Below are 16945 nucleotides of genomic sequence, written 5' to 3' on the forward strand. Positions count from 1 at the left end.
GCCGCCGCGCCGGCAACCGCCACCGCGCAGGGCGCGGCGTTCGGCATCCCCACCGCATCGTCGTACACCCAGCCGACGCAGCCGCTCGACGGCGGTGCCGCCGGCGTGCCGGGCGAGGGGACGAAGACCAAGGAGCAGAAGCCTCGTAGCGGCGCGAAGTTCGCCGCTTTCATCGTCGCGGCCGCTCTGGTCGGCGGGGTCGCCGGTTTCGGCGGAGGCGCTCTGCTGAACGGGCTCCAGGACCAGCCCTCCTCGGGCACGGCGACCGGGCCGCAGACGGTGACCGTGAACAACCCCGGTTCCGTCAACGAGACCACGGCTGTCGCGACCGCCGCACTCCCGTCCGTCGTCACCATCGAGGTGGCGGGCTCCGACCAGGCAGGCAGCGGATCGGGTGTCATCATCAGCGATGACGGCTACGTGCTCACCAACACGCACGTCGTGACGCTCGGCGGCGCTGTCGCGGATCCGACGATCCGGGTGACCACGTCCGATGGACGCATCTTCGAGGCGACCGTGGTCGGCACCGACCCGATCTACGATCTGGCCGTGATCAAGCTGAAGGATGCCAAGGGACTCACCCCGATCGACTTCGCCGATTCCTCGAAGCTCAACGTCGGCGACACCGCGGTGGCGCTCGGCGCCCCGCTCGGGCTCGCGAACTCGGTCACGACGGGCATCGTGAGCGCGCTGAACCGGAGCATCCAGATCGCTTCCTCCGCTCTGCCCGACTCGTCCTCCGAGGACGCTCCGAACCAGCAGCAGACGCCCGATCAGGGACAGGGCCAGGGGCCGTTCCAGTTCGACATCCCGGGCAGCGGCACGCCGCAGACCTCGGACTCCATCTCGATCGCCGTGATCCAGACGGATGCCGCGATCAACCACGGGAACTCCGGTGGTGCGCTCGTGAACAGCAAGGGCGAGCTGATCGGTATCAACGTGGCGATCGCGAGCTCGGGAAGCTCCGAGGAGTCGGGCTCGATCGGCATCGGCTTCGCCATCCCGTCGAACATCGCCAAGCGGGTCTCCGACGAGATCATCGCCGACGGTGCGGCGACGCACGGTCTTCTCGGCGCCTCGGTCCAGGACGCGTCGAGCGTGCAGGGTGCCACCGTCTCCGGCGCGTACATCGCCAAGGCGACGGACGGCGGCGCTGCGGCTGCGGCCGGCATCCAGGAGGGCGACGTCGTCACCACGTTCAACGGAGTCCCGATCACCAGCGCGAGCGATCTGACCGCTCAGGTGCGTGCGGCGGCGGCCGGCAGCGATGCCAAGGTCACCTACGTGCGCGGCGGCAAGCAGTACGACGTCGAGGTGAAGCTCGGCGAACTCGCCGGCTGAAGCCCACCGCGCGCCGAGAAGGACGCCACCCCGCGATAGGCTCGCGGGGTGGCGTCCTTCTCTTTCGGCACCGGCAATGCGGCCAAGCTCCTGCGGATCCCGCTGTATGCCGTCGGACGCATCGGCACGGTCCTCCTTCCGCGCGGTCGGCGCTGGGTCTTCGGCTGCGGAGCCGGGGTGGGCGACGGCGCCCTTGCACTGCAGCGCTTCGCATCGGCGGCCGGCCACGACACGATATGGCTCACCTCGTCCGAGCGCGAGGATCGCGATGCGGCGGCGCTCGGCATCCGGTCGGCGCGCAAGGGCGGCCTTCGCGGCTGGTGGCACACAGCGCGGGCCGGGGTGCTCGTGGTGACGCACGGGCTCGGTGACGTGAACCGCTATGCGAACGGCGGCGCCTTCGTGGTGCAGCTCTGGCATGGGATTCCCCTGAAGCGCATCGGCCTGGACTCGCCCGCGACCACACAGGTTCCGAACGTTCCCGGCGCAGCGCTGCTCCGCCGTGCGGTCGGCATCCTCTACGGCGCGGCGGCCCAGCGCATCCGGGTGCTCCCCGCGGCGTCGCACCGCGCGAGAGGGCGTCTGGAGTCGGCCTTCGGCCTCGCGGGCGACCGCGTGGTGGTGACCGGAGAACCCCGAGTCGACGTGCTCTCGCGTGGTGCGGTAGACGAGGTGCGATCGGCGGCATCCACTCTTCTCCGCACAGTGGCGGGAGAGATCCCGGAGACGGCGCGGTGCATCCTGTATGCGCCCACCTGGCGTGACGGTGCACCCGACCCCGCGGTTCCCACCGCCGACGAGTGGATCCGCATCCTCCGGCTCCTCGAAGAACGTGACGCCGTTCTTTTCGTACGCTCGCATCCTCTCGGCGAAGGCGGGTATGCTCCGCCTCTTCCGAGCAGGCGGGTGCGCGCGCTCGGGGCGCCAGTGCTGGCGGACGTGACGCCGGCGCTCGCGGCATTCGACGTGCTCGTGACCGACTACTCGTCACTCGCGTACGACGTCGGTCTCCTGCGCATGCCGGTGCTCTTCCTGGCTCCCGATGCGGAGGAGTACGCCACCACCCGTGGGTTCTACGGTCGGTTCGACGACGTCGCGGGCCCGGATGCTGCCGCTGACTGGACGGAACTGCTCGCGCAGCTCGACGCCCTCCTCGCAGACGATGCCGTCCGCGACGGGGCATCCGTCCGTTCCGCTACGCTCAGCGCGGAGATGCACGCGTATCGGGACGGACGCAACACCGAACGCGTCTATCAGGTCATCCGCGCACGGGGGATTCCCGCGCCGAAGGGAGCAGTATGACAACGGCCCGCATCGATGACGCGGCGGAGGCCCTGATCATCGAAGGGACCGGTCAGCGACCGGAGACGGCCGACCTGCGCGGACCGCGGGCGCACGTCGAGGCTCGTATCAGCGGAGGCGGCGCGACCTGGAAGGCGACGTTCCCGCTGCAGGCATCGCGTTGGGGCGGGCCCTCGCTCCCGCTGCCGACCGGCTCCTACGAACTGCGGATCGCCGGTGCCGACCTCGACGGTGTGCGCATCGCTCCGGTGGTGCTCACCGGGGTGCGCATCGCCGTCGATGCCGGTGTCGTGCGCATCGCCGCGCCGATCGATCCGGTGTACGAGACGGCGGAAGGACGATCCACCCTCGAGGAGAGGTACGTCGCACAGGCGGGAGGCACGGAGAACGCCGTGTTCTTCGAGAGCTTCTACGGACGCAGCGTCGGCTGCAACCCTCGGGCCATCGACCGGGAACTGGCGGCGCGAGCCCCCCAGGTGCGACGGTATTGGAGCGTGGTCGACCTCTCCGTCGAGGTGCCGGAGGGCGCGATCGCGGTCGTCGAGGGCAGCCCGCAGTGGTGGCACGCACGCGGAGCCGCTCGACTGCTGGTGGTGAACGATTGGCTGCGACGGCGCTTCGCCCGCAAGCCCGGCCAGAAGGTCCTCCAGACCTGGCATGGCACACCCCTCAAGCGGCTCGCGCTGCACCGTCCCGGTTTCGATCCGCGCCGGATGGCGGCGGTCGTGAAGGAATCCCGGCGCTGGGACGTCCTGCTGGCGCAGAACCCGTATTCCGAGCGCATCCTCCGGAAGGCGTACGCCTTCTTCGGGCGACCGATCTGGGTGGAGGGATACCCCAGGAACGATGCGCTCACAACGGGTGATCCCGTTGCGGTCCGTGTAGCGCTCGGCATCGGCCCCGACGAGCGGGTGCTGCTCTACGCGCCGACCTGGCGTGACGATCGTGCCGAGATGGTCGACTTCGTCGACGCGGAGCTTCTGGCACGCCAGGCGAACGCCGTGGTCCTCGTTCGCGGTCACTCCCGCACTCTGGCACAGGGGCGGGATCTCGCCGGGGCACGGGTCATCGATGTGACCGGGTACCCGGAGACGGCGCGGCTGCTGCTCGCCGCGGATGCGCTGATCACCGACTACTCCTCGGTCATGTTCGACTTCAGCGTCACCGGGAAGCCGATGTACTTCCTGGTGCCCGACATCGATCACTATCGCGGACAGCTGCGCGGTTTCTACTTCGATCTCGCGGAGAGGGCGCCCGGTCCGCTCGTGCGGACGCAGGAGGAACTCACCGCTGCCCTGGACGACGAGCGCCATGAGGCGACGTATGCGGATCGCTATGCCGCCTGGCGTCAGCAGTTCAACGCTCGCGATGACGGTCATGCCGCGCGGCGCGTGGTCGACCGCATCCTGGACCTCGGGTTCGTCACAGCCTGAGCGCGGCGCCGCGCGAGCACGCTCGCGTGGAACACCTCCGGCGAGAGATCTCGTCAGCGCGGCGTCAGCTCACGGTTTCCGTGCGAGGGGGTCAGGGTAGCGGGGTGTTGCGGGTGCCGAGACGCGAGGCGTCCACGGTGTCGTGGGCTCCCCGGAGCACGCCGCCGAGGAAGCCCAGACCCCAGGAGATGTGCATCGTCGGCAGGACGAGGAGCGTCCACATCCGCTGTCGCACGCCCCCTCCGCCGGGAGCCAGCGCGACGCCGAGGACGAGCAGCAGGTAGAGGGCGAGCGGTCCGTACACGAGAAGGGAGGCGACCATCGAGGCCACCCCGGTGAGCACGCCGGTCACCTGCAGGCCCCCGACGAGGACGGCGAGGGCGACGACCGCGACAAGTGCGGGCGGGGCGAAGTATCGAAGCCCGTTGCTCCGTCCGAACCGCCGAACGAGCTCGCCCCGCCAGGCTCCGGTGGCACGGAACTGTCGGGCCAGGCGCAGCCAGCTCTCCCGTGGCCAGTAGGTGACGGACAGGTCGGGGTCGAACCAGACCCGATGACCTGCCTGGCGGATCCGGAGGTTGAGTTCCCAGTCCTCGCCGCGTCGAATCGACTCGTCGAACAACCCGACCTCGTCGAGCACGTCACGCCGCATCACGCCGAGGTAGGCCGACTCCGCTTCGCCCTCCTGGGAGCTCCCGTGATATGCGCCACCACCGAGCCCGACCGGCGAGTTGTACAGACGCGCCACGGCCTTCTGGAAGGGGGTGCGTCCTTCGGCATGCATCACGCCGCCGACGTTCGCGGAGCCGGTGCGTTCCAGGGTCTTCAGCGCCCGAGCGGCGTAACCGGGGGAGAGCTCGGAGTGCGCGTCCACCCGCACGATCGTGTCGTAGCGGCTTGCGCGGATCGCGGCGTTCAGGCCGACGGGGATGTGCGCCGCCGGATTGTCGACCAGCCGGATGCGGTCGTCCGCGTCGGCGAGCCGTCGCGCGAGCTCGGTGGTGCCGTCCGTCGACGGCCCCAGCGCGAGCACGAGTTCGGTGGGAGCGTCGACATCCTGCGCGAGCACCGACGCGATCGCGTGTTCGAGGTATGCACGCTCGTTGAGCACCGGCATCACGAAGGACACCCCGGGCCGGGGAGTGGGGAATTCGTCTGCGGGCACATGACGATCATGGCACGGCGTCGACGCACGTTGCCTGAGGGTGTGGGAGGGGCAGACCTCGGGTGCGCGGCTGGCGCTCAGCCGGAGAAAGCGACGCGGACGAACTATTCTGGAGGGATGGGTGCACTGTCTGACGCGAAGAAGGCATATCGTCTGCTGAAGCGGGCGCTCGCGTCTCGCACCGCGGTGCAGCGTGTGCGGCGGCGGCTCGCCGAGCGCGAACCGCTTCCGGCCGATCATTTCAAGGTCGCGGTCTACTTCGCCGACGGCGCGGTGAACATGTACCAGATGCGCCAGTGGTACCGCCCGCTCGCCGAGCTCTCGAAGCGCTGGCCCGTCGTCGTGCTCTCCCGCCAGGCGACCGGGGCCGAGAAGCTGCTCGAGGAGGATTCGCCGCCCGTGGCCTTCGTGCCGAAGGTGCGCGACATGGAGCGCTTCATCGCGACCCAGGACATCCGGCTGGTGCTCTACGTGAACCAGAACACGCGGAACTTCCAGATGTTCCGCTACGGGCGGCGTTGGCACGTGTTCATCAACCACGGCGAGTCCGACAAGATGTACATGACGACGAACCAGTACAAGGCCTACGACTACGCGTTCGTCGCCGGACAGGCCGCCCGTGATCGTCTCTCGCGCACGCTGTGGGACTACGACGTCGACCGCCGCACGATCGAGATCGGTCGCCCGCAGGCCGATCATTACGCCGGCACTCTTCCGTACACTCCCGATGAGCGCACCGTCGTGCTCTACGCGCCGACGTGGGAGGGAGACCGACCCAGCGCGCACTACGGTTCGATCGCATCGCACGGCGAGGTTCTCGTGTCTCGCCTGCTCGCGACCGGCGCCCACCGTGTCATCTACCGTCCCCACCCTCGCAGCGGGGTCGTCGACGAGGAGTACGGAGCCGCGCACCGACGGATCGTGGCTGCGATCCATGCGGCGAACGCGGCCGACCCGAACGCACACCACATCTACGACGCAGCTCCGGAACTCGGTTGGCAGCTGACGGCGGCTGACGTCGCGATCGTCGACATCTCCGCGATGGTGTACGACCGGCTTGCGGCGGGGAAGCCGCTGATGATCACGCGTCCGACCGACGAGCAGGCTTCGATCGACACGCAGGGCTACCTGGCGGACTGCGAATGGTTGACCGCCGAGGCGGCGGCCGACATCGTGGCCGAGGTCGACCGCGTCCGCGCGGATGGGGCTGCGATCGCCCGGTTGCGGATGTGGGTCCAGCACTATTTCGGTGACACGACGCACGGGGTGGCCACCGCGAAGTTCCATGCGGCGGTCGACGGCCTCATGCAGGAGTGGGAGCGCTGGCAGGCTCACGAGGTCGGGACCGTTCGAACCGACGAGGACGACGACGACGAAGAAGCCGACGAGGACTCCTGATCATGGATCTCCCCCTCGCGCGTGCGATCGCCGGTCGCCTCGATCTGGTGGGTGCCACCGGCTCCACGAACGCCGATCTGCGCGCGCACGCGTCCGATGCCGACGCGTGGCCGCACCTGGCGGTCCTGGTCACGCACGACCAGACGGCCGGACGTGGCCGCCTCGACCGCACCTGGACGGCGCCTGCGGGCTCGGCCATCGCCGTCTCGGTCCTGCTGCGGGCGCTTCCCGCCGATCCTGCCGCGCGCGGGTGGATTCCGCTCGCCGCAGGGGTGGCCATGGCGGAGGCGATCGCCGAGCAGCTTCCGACGCACGACGTCGCCGTGAAGTGGCCGAACGATGTTCTCGTGGATGGACGCAAGATCTGCGGCATCCTCGCGGAGGCGACGACGGACGCCGTCGTTCTCGGCGCCGGCGTGAACACCGCCATGACGGCCGAGCAGCTTCCCGTGCCGTCGGCCACGTCGTTCGCCGCACTCGGCGCCGTCGCGGACGACGATCTCCTGCTGTCCAACTACCTCGAGAGACTCGACGGCCTGCTCTCCGCGCTGACCGTCACGGAGAACGCGGTCGTGAGCGGTCTGCACGGCGTCGTATCTGCACGGTGCGCGACACTCGGGCAGACGGTGCAGGTGTCGCTGCCGGCTGGACGCTCTCTCGAAGGAGTGGCGACGGCGATCGACCCGGACGGACGTCTTCTCGTCGAATCCGAAGGTCTCGAGCACGCGATCTCCGCGGGGGATGTCGTGCACGTGCGGCCGGCTGGAAGCTGACACGCCGCCGCACAGACGGCTTTGTCGCAGATCACGGGCACAATGGTGGGGTGACCCAGCCTGTGACGCTCGGCGGGCGGCCCCTGATGCCGCCGCCCGGTACGCCTTCGGAGGAGCTGTTGATCGCGCGCTTCCGAAGCCACGCACGTCGCCTGTTCTGGTCGGCTCTCGTCCTCATCGCCACCTTCGGGGCGACGGCATACTTCTTCGGCAATCTCCCGACGGGTTTCGAGGACTGGATGCTCCTCGCCGTGGCAGGTGCGCTGTTGCTGTTCGCCGTCGTGCTGCCGTTCATCGTCTGGTACTCGCGGAGCACCACCGTCACGACGCGGCGGGTCATCGTCCGCCAGGGGATCGGTTCTCGTCGGCGCCATGAGATGTCGCATGCCCGGGGCTACACGATCGCCGTGAGGCGGGGGCCCTTGCAGCGGTTGTGGGGGTCGGGCACGATCATCCTCTCGAACGGCGTCGACGCCCCGCTGCGACTGCCGAACGTGCCGAACGTGACTCTGGTGCACGAGACACTTGCCGACCAGATCGAGGTCGGGCAGATCCTCGCCCATCGCGACGCGCAGGCCGTCGGCGACTGAGTTCCCTCGCCGCACACGCCGCGGAGCGAGCCGGCGCCGGCGACGCCCATCGGCAACCGGTCGTGCGCGCCCGGTCGCGTGCGGAAGAATGGGTGCAGACGAATGGAGGCGGCACATGGCGTTGCGTGTTGGCGTGATCGGCGGAGGACAGCTGGCCCGGATGATGATCGCTCCGGCGGTCGAGCTCGGGATCGAACTGCGGGTGCTCGCAGAGGGGGAGGGGATGTCCGCCGAGCTGGCGTCCACCGCCGTGGGCGACTACCGAGACCTGAATACGGTGCGGGCCTTCGCGGCCGGCGTCGATGTCGTGACCTTCGACCATGAGCACGTGCCGCAGGATGTTCTCCGACAACTGGTCGCGGACGGCGTCTCCGTGCACCCGGGGCCGGATGCGCTCCAGTACGCCCAGGACAAGCTCGTGATGCGGGCGGGCCTCGCAGAGCTGGGGATCCCTCAGCCCGAATGGGCGGCTGTGCGCACCGCCACCGAACTGCAGGCCTTCCTGGACGAGCACGCCGGAGGAGGCGTGGTGAAGACGCCACGCGGAGGCTATGACGGCAAGGGCGTGCGGGTCGTGCGTGCGGCGGAGGAGGCACAGGACTGGCTGGCGGCGCTCGCCGACGGAGAAGCGCTGCTCGTCGAGGAGCTCGTCCCGTTCGTGCGTGAGCTCGCCCAGCAGGTGGCGCGTGGCGTCGGCGGCGAGATCATCGCCTACCCCGTCGTCGAGACCGTTCAGCGCGACGGGGTGTGCGCCGAGGTCATCGCCCCGGCTCCCGCCGCGACCGAGCGTTTGGTGGAAGTCGCGGAGTCGATCGGTCGCACCATCGCGGAAGGTCTGGGCGTGACGGGCATGCTGGCGGTCGAGCTGTTCGAGACCGACGACGAGCGGATACTCGTCAACGAGCTCGCGATGCGTCCGCACAACAGCGGCCACTGGAGTCAGGACGGCGCCGTCACCGGCCAGTTCGAACAGCATCTGCGGGCGGTCGCCGGTCTTCCTCTCGGGAGCACCGCGCCGCGTGCCGCGTGGTCCGTGATGGTGAACATCCTCGGCGGCCCGGCCGAAGGGACGCTGGACGAGCGCTTCGGGGCGGCGATGTCTGAGCACCCGCAGGCGAAGATCCACACCTACGGGAAGGCGCCCCGGCCCGGCCGGAAGGTCGGCCACGTGAACGTTGCAGACGACGATCTCGACGATGCGGTCTACGTCGCCCGTGCCGTCGCCGCGCACTTCGTCTGATCAGATCGCATGTGTCGGCTCTTCGCCGACACATGCGCGGCAAGTGGTGTGCCGTTCGGGGAATCTCACAGCGGCAGACCGTACCCTGATCTGGTGACCGAGCCACTGCACTCTTCCGCCGAGCCCCTGGTCGGCGTCGTGATGGGATCCGACTCCGACTGGCGCGTGATGAGCGATGCATCTCAGGCGCTCACGGATTTCGGGATCCCCCACGAGGTGGAGGTCGTCTCCGCGCACCGCACACCCGACAAGCTCATGTCGTACGCGCGCGACGCGCGTTCACGAGGCATCCGCGTCATCATCGCCGGTGCCGGGGGCGCCGCCCATCTGCCCGGCATGCTCGCCTCCATGACACCGCTTCCCGTCGTCGGCGTCCCGGTGCCGCTCGCATATCTGGACGGCATGGATTCCCTGCTGTCCATCGTGCAGATGCCCGCGGGCATCCCGGTGGCGACGGTGTCCATCGGCGGGGCGCGCAACGCCGGTCTGCTGGCCGCGCGGATTCTCGGAACGTCGGATGAGGCTCTCGCCGACCGCGTCGAGGAATACGCACGTGCGCTCGAGGCGCAGGTCGAGGAGAAGAACGAACGGTTGAAGGATTCGCTGTGACGCTAGCGCCTCCGCGCGCATCACGGCGCCCGCTCATCGAGACCCGGCCGCTGCGGCATCCTGATTCCGCCGATGCGGGGATGATGGCCAAACGGGGCTGGTGGTTGATCGCCGTGAACCTGTTGGTTCCCGGGTCTGCGCAGGTCCTCGCCGGAAACCGCCGTCTGGGCCGGTTCGGCCTCGGTGCGACGCTGCTCTCGTGGTTCCTCGCGATCGTCGCGTTGGGCCTCGCCCTCTTCGCGCGTCCTGTCCTGCTCTGGCTCACGATCGGTGGCGGCTTCTTCTCCGCCGCCGTCCTGACGATCGTTCAGGTGCTGCTGGTGGGATACGTCGTGCTCTGGGCCGTGCTCACCTTCGACACCCTCCGGCTGGTGCGGGTCGTGAAGGTGCCGGGTCTGTCCCGATTCGCCATTCCGGTCGTGGCATTGGTGCTGCTGGGGCTGGTCGGAGGCGGGGCGGCGTATGCGGCGACCGCCGTCGGATCGGTGCGCAACACGATCGGCTCGATCTTCGGACAGAGCGGACCGAGCGTGCAGCCCAGCGACGGCTACTACAACATCCTTCTCCTCGGCGCCGACAGTGGTGACGGGCGTGATTCGATGCGGTTCGACAGCATCTCGGTGGTCTCGGTGAACGCCGACACCGGGGCTGTCACGATCACCGGTATCCCGCGAGAGCTTCCGAATGCGCCGTTCAGCGACGGCAGTCCGATGCAGGAGCTGTATCCGAACGGGTTCGAAGGCCATGGCTCATCGACCTGCGGCTGGAACGGCTGGATGAACCATGTACGCAACGCCGCGGAGGTCTGTCGAGAGGATGGTGGCACGAGCCTCTATCCGGATGCCAAGGCCAACGGCTCGGAACCCGGGATCGAGGCGACGAAGGACGCGGCGGAGGGAGTTCTCGGAATCGAGATCCCGTACTACGTCTTCGTCGACATGCACGGCTTCGCAGAGCTCGTCGACGCTCTGGGCGGCGTGGAGATCGACGTCACCGAGCGTCTGCCGAAGGGCGGCCCGCCGGAGGGATGGACGGGCAGCGATGTGAACGAGTGGGCTATCGGATGGATCGAGCCCGGCAAGCAGCGCATGGATGGCGATACGGCGCAGTGGTACGCCCGCTCGCGGTACACCACCAGCGACTGGGATCGCATGAAGCGTCAGAGAGAGCTGCAGGCCGCGATTCTGGCGCAGTTCACCCCGCAGACGGTTCTCACGCGTTTCAACGAGGTGGCCGCGGCGGGGACGGCGCTGATCAGCACCGACCTTCCCTCCGACAAGCTCCCGGAGTTCTTCGATCTGATGCTCAAGGCCAAAGAGCAACCGGTCACCTCGATCGAACTCACACCCGAGACCGGCGTGGACGAGCACCAGCCCGACTACGCATTCATCCACGAGATGATCCAGCAGAAGCTGCATCCTCCGACGGAGACGCCGACTCCTGAGCCGTGACCCCGGGTGCCCCGGAGCGGCGGACTTCTGTGCGGGTCCGTGCCTGCTGGAGCGCGAGGTCAGTGCGCATGACAAAGCCCACGGTCGCCTCCCGAAGGAGAGCGGCCGTGGGCTTCCGGTGGGTTCCACCGGATGCACCAGACGACGGTGATCGGAGGGGGAGGGATCACCGTCGTCCAGTCGACCACCGCACGAGGCGGCAGCCGGACCTAGGCGCGCTTGCGGCGTGCAGCTCCGACCGCGACGAGTGCTCCGCCGGCGACCAGCGCAGCTGCTCCGCCGCCGAGGATCCACGGCGAGACGTTCCCGCCCGTGAGGGCCAGCTCGATCCCCCCGCCGGTGAGCGGCAGCTCAGAACCTGCGGCCGCGACTCCAGGATCGTGGTCGCAGCTCACGGCAGCATCGTGGCCGTGCGAGACCGTGATCGTCGCCGTGTACGAACGCGAGCCGTTGAAGGCGACGGCGTAGGAGCCCTCTCCGTCGGACGGCGGACGGAACGTGAGCGTCAGGCTGCCGTCTCCGGCAGCGGTGTTGCCGGAGACCGCGGCTTTCCCTGCGTTGTAGCCGGAAACCGAAACGTTCACGTTCTCGGACGGCAGGAAGTAGCCCGGTCCGAACACGATCGTCGAGGCTTCGCAGATGTCGATGATCGGATCGCCGACCTTGGCGCCGGGAGGCGTCGGATACGAGTCGGACGACGCGGACGGAACCGTCGGCGCAGCGGTTGCGACGGTGGGCGCGACGAGTACGAGCGCGCCGGCGGCAAGGCTGATGGCAGCCAGTTTCTTCAGCATGATTTCTCCCCAGAATTTCACGCGGAATCGCCTTTGGACACACCCCTGCATCCAACTGCGTGACGTCGCCCTGCCCCCACGGCAGGATTGCGGACGTCAGATATTCCCCAGTGAGTCGACAGTACCCTATCGAGCTGTTAATGTCACGAAGCGCATCGGAGCGGTGTTCGACTCGTGTCGGGGGTGTCGATCAGCGGGGTGTGCAGCACTTCCGTGAGACGTTCACCTGCGCCGGTGCCCTGGAACTCGATCGTGATCGTGGTCGATTCTCCGGGCGCGAGGGAGACCTCGTGCTGCACCGCCGATCGATCCCCGATCATCGCCGTCTGCACGCCCTCCTCTGCGCCGTCCCGATCGATATGTGACGGTGTCGACCCCTCGGGGCCGTATACGGCGATCAGAGTGCGCACCGTTCCGGCCGGTACGCCGTAGAAGCCATCGGCCGTGACGTAGGCGGGCAGGGTGGTCGCGGCGTCGGCGGGGGCTGTGTTCGTCCACGTCACCCGCACCTGCGTGGTCGGTGTTCCCTGGCAGGTGCCGACCGATGTCGAGATGGCGGCGCGGGTGTAGTAGTCCATCTTGCCGCCGGTGGTGTCGTTCATCAGCACCCCGACGGAGGTCGTATCGGAGGTGTCGTCGGGGATCGTCCCGCCCAGGGCGGAGGCCGCGAGCACGGTCTCCTCGGGCTCGTGGGCGCTCCAGATGCGAATGCGCCCCTCGGCCGCCGAGTCCGAGAGAGCTCCGAGCAGTGCGCGCGGTTCCGCGCGGGACAGGGCGGCACCGAACAGGGCTCCAGCGGCCTGAGCGAAGATCTCGTCCTGTACCGCGGGATCGGGGACGGCCGCGTAGATCTCCGACAGGAGGATGTCGGTGATGTTCTCGGACGTGGCCGTGAAGGGGCCGAAGGTGAGATCTCCGGTCGCGGCGATCAGATGCTTCGCGACGACGGCGTCCACGGCGATGACGCCGTCCACGGTCCCGCCGAACCGTCCCTGCCACCGCGCGGCGATGGCGGCGCCGGCCTCACGGAAATCAGGGATGCTGGTGAGATTCTGCAGATATCGGCCCGGGCGATCCTCGAACAGGGCGATCGTGGAGTCGCTGAGGGGCAGCGCGGTCTCCAGCGGAGGGAAGTCCCGAGTCGATGCCTGGGTCTGAAGCGTGATCTTGCCGCCCTCGGCATGCAGCAGGGCGATCGATCCGATGATCCCGCCCGAGGATCGCAGCTCCGCGTTGTTCTGCATCGCGAGCACATAGTTGCGCGGGCCTTCGCCGCCGAGCATCGTCGGCAGCAGCACGGCGGCGCCGTGGAGCGAGCCGACGACGGTCGCCGCCTCGTCGACCGATGAACGCATGGTGCGGATGGCATCGGCGAGCGGGGGGAGCGTGGCGTCCGCGTCGATGCGTCTGCCCTTCGACTCCGCGGTGCCGAGCGCCGTGTCCGCGGCGCTGAGCGGGCCGGCGATCTCGGCGAACGGTGCGAGGTCGATGGTGCCGCCGGCGAAGCCGAGGCTCGCCAGGTCGAAGTCCGCAGCAACATCCAGGAGCGGCGTGAGGGCGTCGTTCGACACATCGTCGGCGATCTCGGCGATGTCGCTCACGGCGCTGAAGTTCGGTCCGATCCAGGGGAGGGCGCCGAAAGCCCGCCACACCGGGTCAGAGGTGAGAGCGTGCGCGGATTCCGCATTGTGAGCGATGCTCCGCGCGATCGGCTTCGCGCCCTCGAGATCTCCGGTAGCGATCGAAGCCTTCAGCTGCGAGGCACCCTTCGCGACCTGCTGGAGGTCGTTCACGGCGCCGATTCCGCGGACGGTGACCCAACCGACGGCGATGACCAGGAGGGATAGCAGAATGCCGACGGTCCACCCGATCCATCGGCGCCGGACGGGAAGTCGACCATCGCTCACCCGAGCATTCAAGCATGAACCGTTGCGGTCGTGGGGGGCGAAGACTGTGTGAACGCTGAAATTCGCGCGGCGCGGGCGGTGCGCTCCCGGGGGAGAGAGGGCCGCGAGGATAGCCTGTGAGCATGGGTGCTCGGCTGCGTATTGTTCTCGATCAGCTGGTGAGCGTCGTCGATGCCGATCACGCGGAAGCCGCGGTGGGGCTCGCCACCGGTCTGGTCGTGACGGCACCTTCCGGATGCGCGGTGGATGCCATCGTTCCCGCTGGCGGCTCCGTCCCCGTGGCGGGGATCGGAGACACCCGCACACTCGGGATGGCGCGCCGTGAACTCGCCGCAGCCTGGCAGCTCGGGATCACTCCGGGCGTCGGCGGCGGGCTCATCCACTCGCCGACGCTGATGGCCCCCCTCGTGCGCCACGATCGAGTGCATGACAACGACCAGACCACGGTCACGGTGTGGGATCTGCGAGCCTGGGATGCGCCGGAGCAGCTTTCCAAGGGCAGTGTCGCCTGGCAGCGCGGCATGCTGCGACGAGCCGTGAGACACGCCGACGCCGTCGTGGTGCCGTCTCACGCGGTGGCCGAGCGGCTTTCGGAGCTCGCGAAGATCGGCGACCGCGTCCGCGTGATCGCCGGGGCGCCGCCGCAGCAATTCGGTGTCCCCGTGGACGCATCCGCGCGTCGGGACGCGCTTTCCCTTCCCGATGAGTACGTGGTGCTCACGGGCTCGTCCGAGAGCGTCTCCGAAGGTTTCCGCGGTGCGGCGTCCGCAGGTCTGGACGCGGTCGTCCTCGACGCCCCGGACGGGGCGGAGCCTCGTTACGCCGATGCGGCTTCCGCTGCAGGGCTGCCGGAGAGGCGCGCGCACGTCAGAGGCAGGCTGAGCATCGAGGACCGTGCGGCGCTCCTCTCGGGAGCTGCCGCATACGTCGCGACCGACGCTGTCGCCGGATGGCCCTGGCGCGCGGTCGAGGCGATGGTGCTCGGCATCCCGGTCGTGGCCCTCTCCAACGGATCGCACCGGGACGTCATCGCCGACGGAGGCATGCTCGTCCCCTCCGCGGAGATCGCCGACGCGATCGGCGAGGCGACCGGAGGTGCGGCCGCACGCCTCAGAGTGCTCGCATCCGACCGTTCGCGGGCTTTCTCGTGGGCCAGTTCAGCTGAGCGCCTCTGGGGACTGCACGCCGATCTCTGAGTCAGGCCCGCATCGCTTCGACGGCGTCCTTGCTCGGGCCGTCGAAGTGGACCTTCCCGCCCTTCAACAGGATGCCGCGTTCGCAGAGGTTGGACACCATGTTGAGGTCGTGGCTGACGACCACGAGGGTCTTTCCCTGCGCGTGGAGCTCGCGGACACGGGCCAGGCACTTCTTCTGGAAAGGCTCGTCGCCGACCGAGAGGATCTCGTCGATGAGCAGCACATCCATCTCGGTATGGATCGCCACCGAGAACGCCAACCGCAGGAACATCCCTGACGAGTAGTGCTTGACCTCGGTGTCGATGAACTTCTCGATCTCGCTGAAGGCGACGATCTCGTCGTACCGCGCCTCGGTCTCCTTCTTGCTCATGCCGAGGATGGCGGCGTTCAGGAAGATGTTCTCCCTGCCGGAGAGGTCGGGGTGGAATCCGGCCCCCACCTCGATGAGGCCGGCGACTCGGCCGCGAGTGAGCGCGGTGCCGGTGTCGGGCTCGAGCACTCCGGAGATCAGCTTGAGCATGGTCGACTTGCCGGATCCGTTGAAACCGAGAAGCGCGACCGACTCGCCTTCGCCGATCTCGAAGGAGACGCCGTCCAGGGCGTGGAAGTTCGTCGTGAGCGGCTTGCGGCGGATCGCGGCGAGCGCCGTCTCCTTGATGGAGTGCGTGTGACGCAGCTTGAACGTCTTGTGGACGTCATCGATCACGACACGCGGCAGGGTCGGCGTCTGGGTCTCAGAGGTCTTGGGCAAAGCGGCCCTCCAGTCGGCGGAAGACGAGCTGGCCGATCACCAGCGCGGTGAGAGACGTCACGAGAGCGATGAGCCCGTACATCCAGAGGTCGGGGAGGGGAGCGGCGTCGCTCGGGCCGAGCGGGAACCAGATGCCGTAGTGGAACAGCTCGACCGCGGCGGTGATCGGGTTCAGCCGGTAGAGGACGAAGAGCCACTCCGGAGCCACACGGGCGACCTGCGTCCACTCGTACATGACCGGCGACGCCCAGATCGCGACCATGACGATGATCTCGACGAAGCTCTGCGCGTCGCGGAACGTGACGTTGATCGCTCCGAAGAACAGCCCGAGCCCGCTCGCCAGCACGGCGATGATCACGAGTGCGAGAACGATCGCGGCGACGGAGGCGAGGGACGGGGCCCAGCCGAAGAAGAGGGAGATGCCCACGACGACGATGATCTGCGGAACCGTGTTGACGGCCGCGATCATCATGCTCGCGATCGGGAACATCTCGCGGGGCAGGTAGATCTTCTTGATGAGCGCCGCGTTGTCGACGAGGGAGCGCGTGCCGTTCGAGAAGGCCTCGTTGAAGAACGTGACGACGGTGATCCCCGACAGCAGGTAGATGGGGAAGAACTCGACCCGATCGTTCAGGCCGAGGAAGACACCGATGGCCACGAAGAAGACGACGAACTGCACGAGCGGCTTCACATACGACCAGAGCCAGCCGAAGATCGAGCCCCGGTACCTGATCTGCACTTCCTTGCGCACGATGAGGGAGAGGAGGTAGCGCTGTCGGAAGACTTCGAGAAGCCCTCGATTCGCGCCGGGGGTCGTCATCCTCTGCGCATCGAGCGTGCGAGCCTGTTGCACCGCGAATCCACCTTCCGTATGCGCCGACGGTCTCGCGCGCACCGGAGACAATCATACGAGTGACTCTGAGCGGTACCTGTCAATGTCGACCCGACGGTCGCGGCCGGTTCGTGGCTCAGGGGAGGCCCAGGGTGGGGCTCGG

At 68.4% G+C, this 16945-nt stretch carries 15 protein-coding genes; 10 read left to right on the forward strand and 5 right to left on the reverse strand.

The window, feature by feature from the left end:
• The 3 genes from B2869_RS08845 to B2869_RS08855 form a co-directional block, all read left to right on the forward strand.
• A partial coding sequence (locus B2869_RS08845) for a S1C family serine protease (protein WP_292765203.1) occupies positions 1-1341 on the forward strand: 1341 nt, incomplete at its 5' end.
• Positions 1342-1389: 48 nt separating this feature from the next.
• Positions 1390-2643, forward strand: coding sequence for a CDP-glycerol glycerophosphotransferase family protein (locus tag B2869_RS08850; RefSeq protein WP_292765205.1), 1254 nt, complete (start codon positions 1390-1392; stop codon positions 2641-2643).
• The gene (locus tag B2869_RS08855; protein WP_292765208.1) at positions 2640-4076 is read left to right on the forward strand and encodes a CDP-glycerol glycerophosphotransferase family protein; all 1437 of its coding nucleotides are present in this window, start codon (positions 2640-2642) and stop codon (positions 4074-4076) included. Before B2869_RS08850 ends, B2869_RS08855 begins: the two co-directional genes overlap by 4 nt.
• A 91-nt stretch (positions 4077-4167) precedes the next feature.
• Here the strand turns inward: B2869_RS08855 and B2869_RS08860 are convergent, their stop codons facing one another.
• Positions 4168-5241 (reverse strand): glycosyltransferase family 2 protein, encoded by a 1074-nt coding sequence (locus B2869_RS08860; protein WP_292765211.1) that lies wholly within the window; start codon positions 5239-5241, stop codon positions 4168-4170.
• 117 nt (positions 5242-5358) lie between these two features.
• Between B2869_RS08860 and B2869_RS08865 the strand changes: the two genes are divergently transcribed.
• The 6 genes from B2869_RS08865 to B2869_RS08890 all read left to right on the forward strand — a co-directional run bounded on the left by B2869_RS08865 (position 5359) and on the right by B2869_RS08890 (position 11302).
• Entirely contained in the window at positions 5359-6639 is a 1281-nt protein-coding gene (locus tag B2869_RS08865; RefSeq protein ID WP_292765214.1) for a CDP-glycerol glycerophosphotransferase family protein, read from the forward strand.
• A gap of 2 nt (positions 6640-6641) precedes the next feature.
• On the forward strand, positions 6642-7412 hold the full coding sequence (locus B2869_RS08870) for a biotin--[acetyl-CoA-carboxylase] ligase (RefSeq protein ID WP_292765217.1): 771 nt from the start codon (positions 6642-6644) through the stop codon (positions 7410-7412).
• A gap of 86 nt (positions 7413-7498) precedes the next feature.
• The gene (locus tag B2869_RS08875; RefSeq protein WP_292765466.1) at positions 7499-8002 is read left to right on the forward strand and encodes a PH domain-containing protein; all 504 of its coding nucleotides are present in this window, start codon (positions 7499-7501) and stop codon (positions 8000-8002) included.
• A gap of 115 nt (positions 8003-8117) precedes the next feature.
• Positions 8118-9242 carry a 5-(carboxyamino)imidazole ribonucleotide synthase gene (locus B2869_RS08880; protein WP_292765220.1) on the forward strand — a complete coding sequence of 375 codons (1125 nt, stop codon included), beginning with the start codon at positions 8118-8120 and terminating at the stop codon, positions 9240-9242.
• A 141-nt stretch (positions 9243-9383) separates the two neighbouring features.
• The gene (gene purE, locus B2869_RS08885; RefSeq protein WP_292765469.1) at positions 9384-9851 is read left to right on the forward strand and encodes a 5-(carboxyamino)imidazole ribonucleotide mutase; all 468 of its coding nucleotides are present in this window, start codon (positions 9384-9386) and stop codon (positions 9849-9851) included.
• Complete coding sequence (locus B2869_RS08890) at positions 9848-11302, forward strand: LCP family protein (protein ID WP_292765223.1); 1455 nt, start codon at positions 9848-9850, stop codon at positions 11300-11302. Before purE ends, B2869_RS08890 begins: the two co-directional genes overlap by 4 nt.
• A gap of 209 nt (positions 11303-11511) precedes the next feature.
• Here the strand turns inward: B2869_RS08890 and B2869_RS08895 are convergent, their stop codons facing one another.
• Both B2869_RS08895 and B2869_RS08900 read right to left on the reverse strand, forming a co-directional pair.
• Complete coding sequence (locus tag B2869_RS08895; protein ID WP_029258296.1) at positions 11512-12096, reverse strand: hypothetical protein; 585 nt, start codon at positions 12094-12096, stop codon at positions 11512-11514.
• Between the two features lie 143 nt (positions 12097-12239).
• On the reverse strand, positions 12240-14003 hold the full coding sequence (locus B2869_RS08900; protein WP_292765228.1) for a DUF4012 domain-containing protein: 1764 nt from the start codon (positions 14001-14003) through the stop codon (positions 12240-12242).
• Positions 14004-14125: 122 nt separating this feature from the next.
• On the opposite strand from B2869_RS08900, the gene B2869_RS08905 reads away from it, so the two are divergent.
• A complete protein-coding gene (locus tag B2869_RS08905; protein ID WP_292765231.1) occupies positions 14126-15199 on the forward strand; it encodes a glycosyltransferase in 1074 nt (357 codons plus the stop codon).
• A 1-nt stretch (position 15200) separates the two neighbouring features.
• On the opposite strand, the gene B2869_RS08910 is transcribed toward B2869_RS08905, so the two are convergent.
• Both B2869_RS08910 and B2869_RS08915 read right to left on the reverse strand, forming a co-directional pair.
• Positions 15201-15950, reverse strand: a complete 750-nt coding sequence (locus tag B2869_RS08910; RefSeq protein ID WP_292765234.1) for an ABC transporter ATP-binding protein — start codon at positions 15948-15950, stop codon at positions 15201-15203.
• The gene (locus B2869_RS08915) at positions 15934-16770 is read right to left on the reverse strand and encodes an ABC transporter permease (RefSeq protein WP_292765238.1); all 837 of its coding nucleotides are present in this window, start codon (positions 16768-16770) and stop codon (positions 15934-15936) included. The genes B2869_RS08910 and B2869_RS08915 overlap by 17 nt, the downstream gene beginning before the upstream one ends.
• Positions 16771-16945: the final 175 nt, after the last annotated feature.

Source organism: Microbacterium sp. UBA3486 (genome assembly GCF_002377845.1).
GTDB lineage: Bacteria > Actinomycetota > Actinomycetes > Actinomycetales > Microbacteriaceae > Microbacterium > Microbacterium maritypicum_A.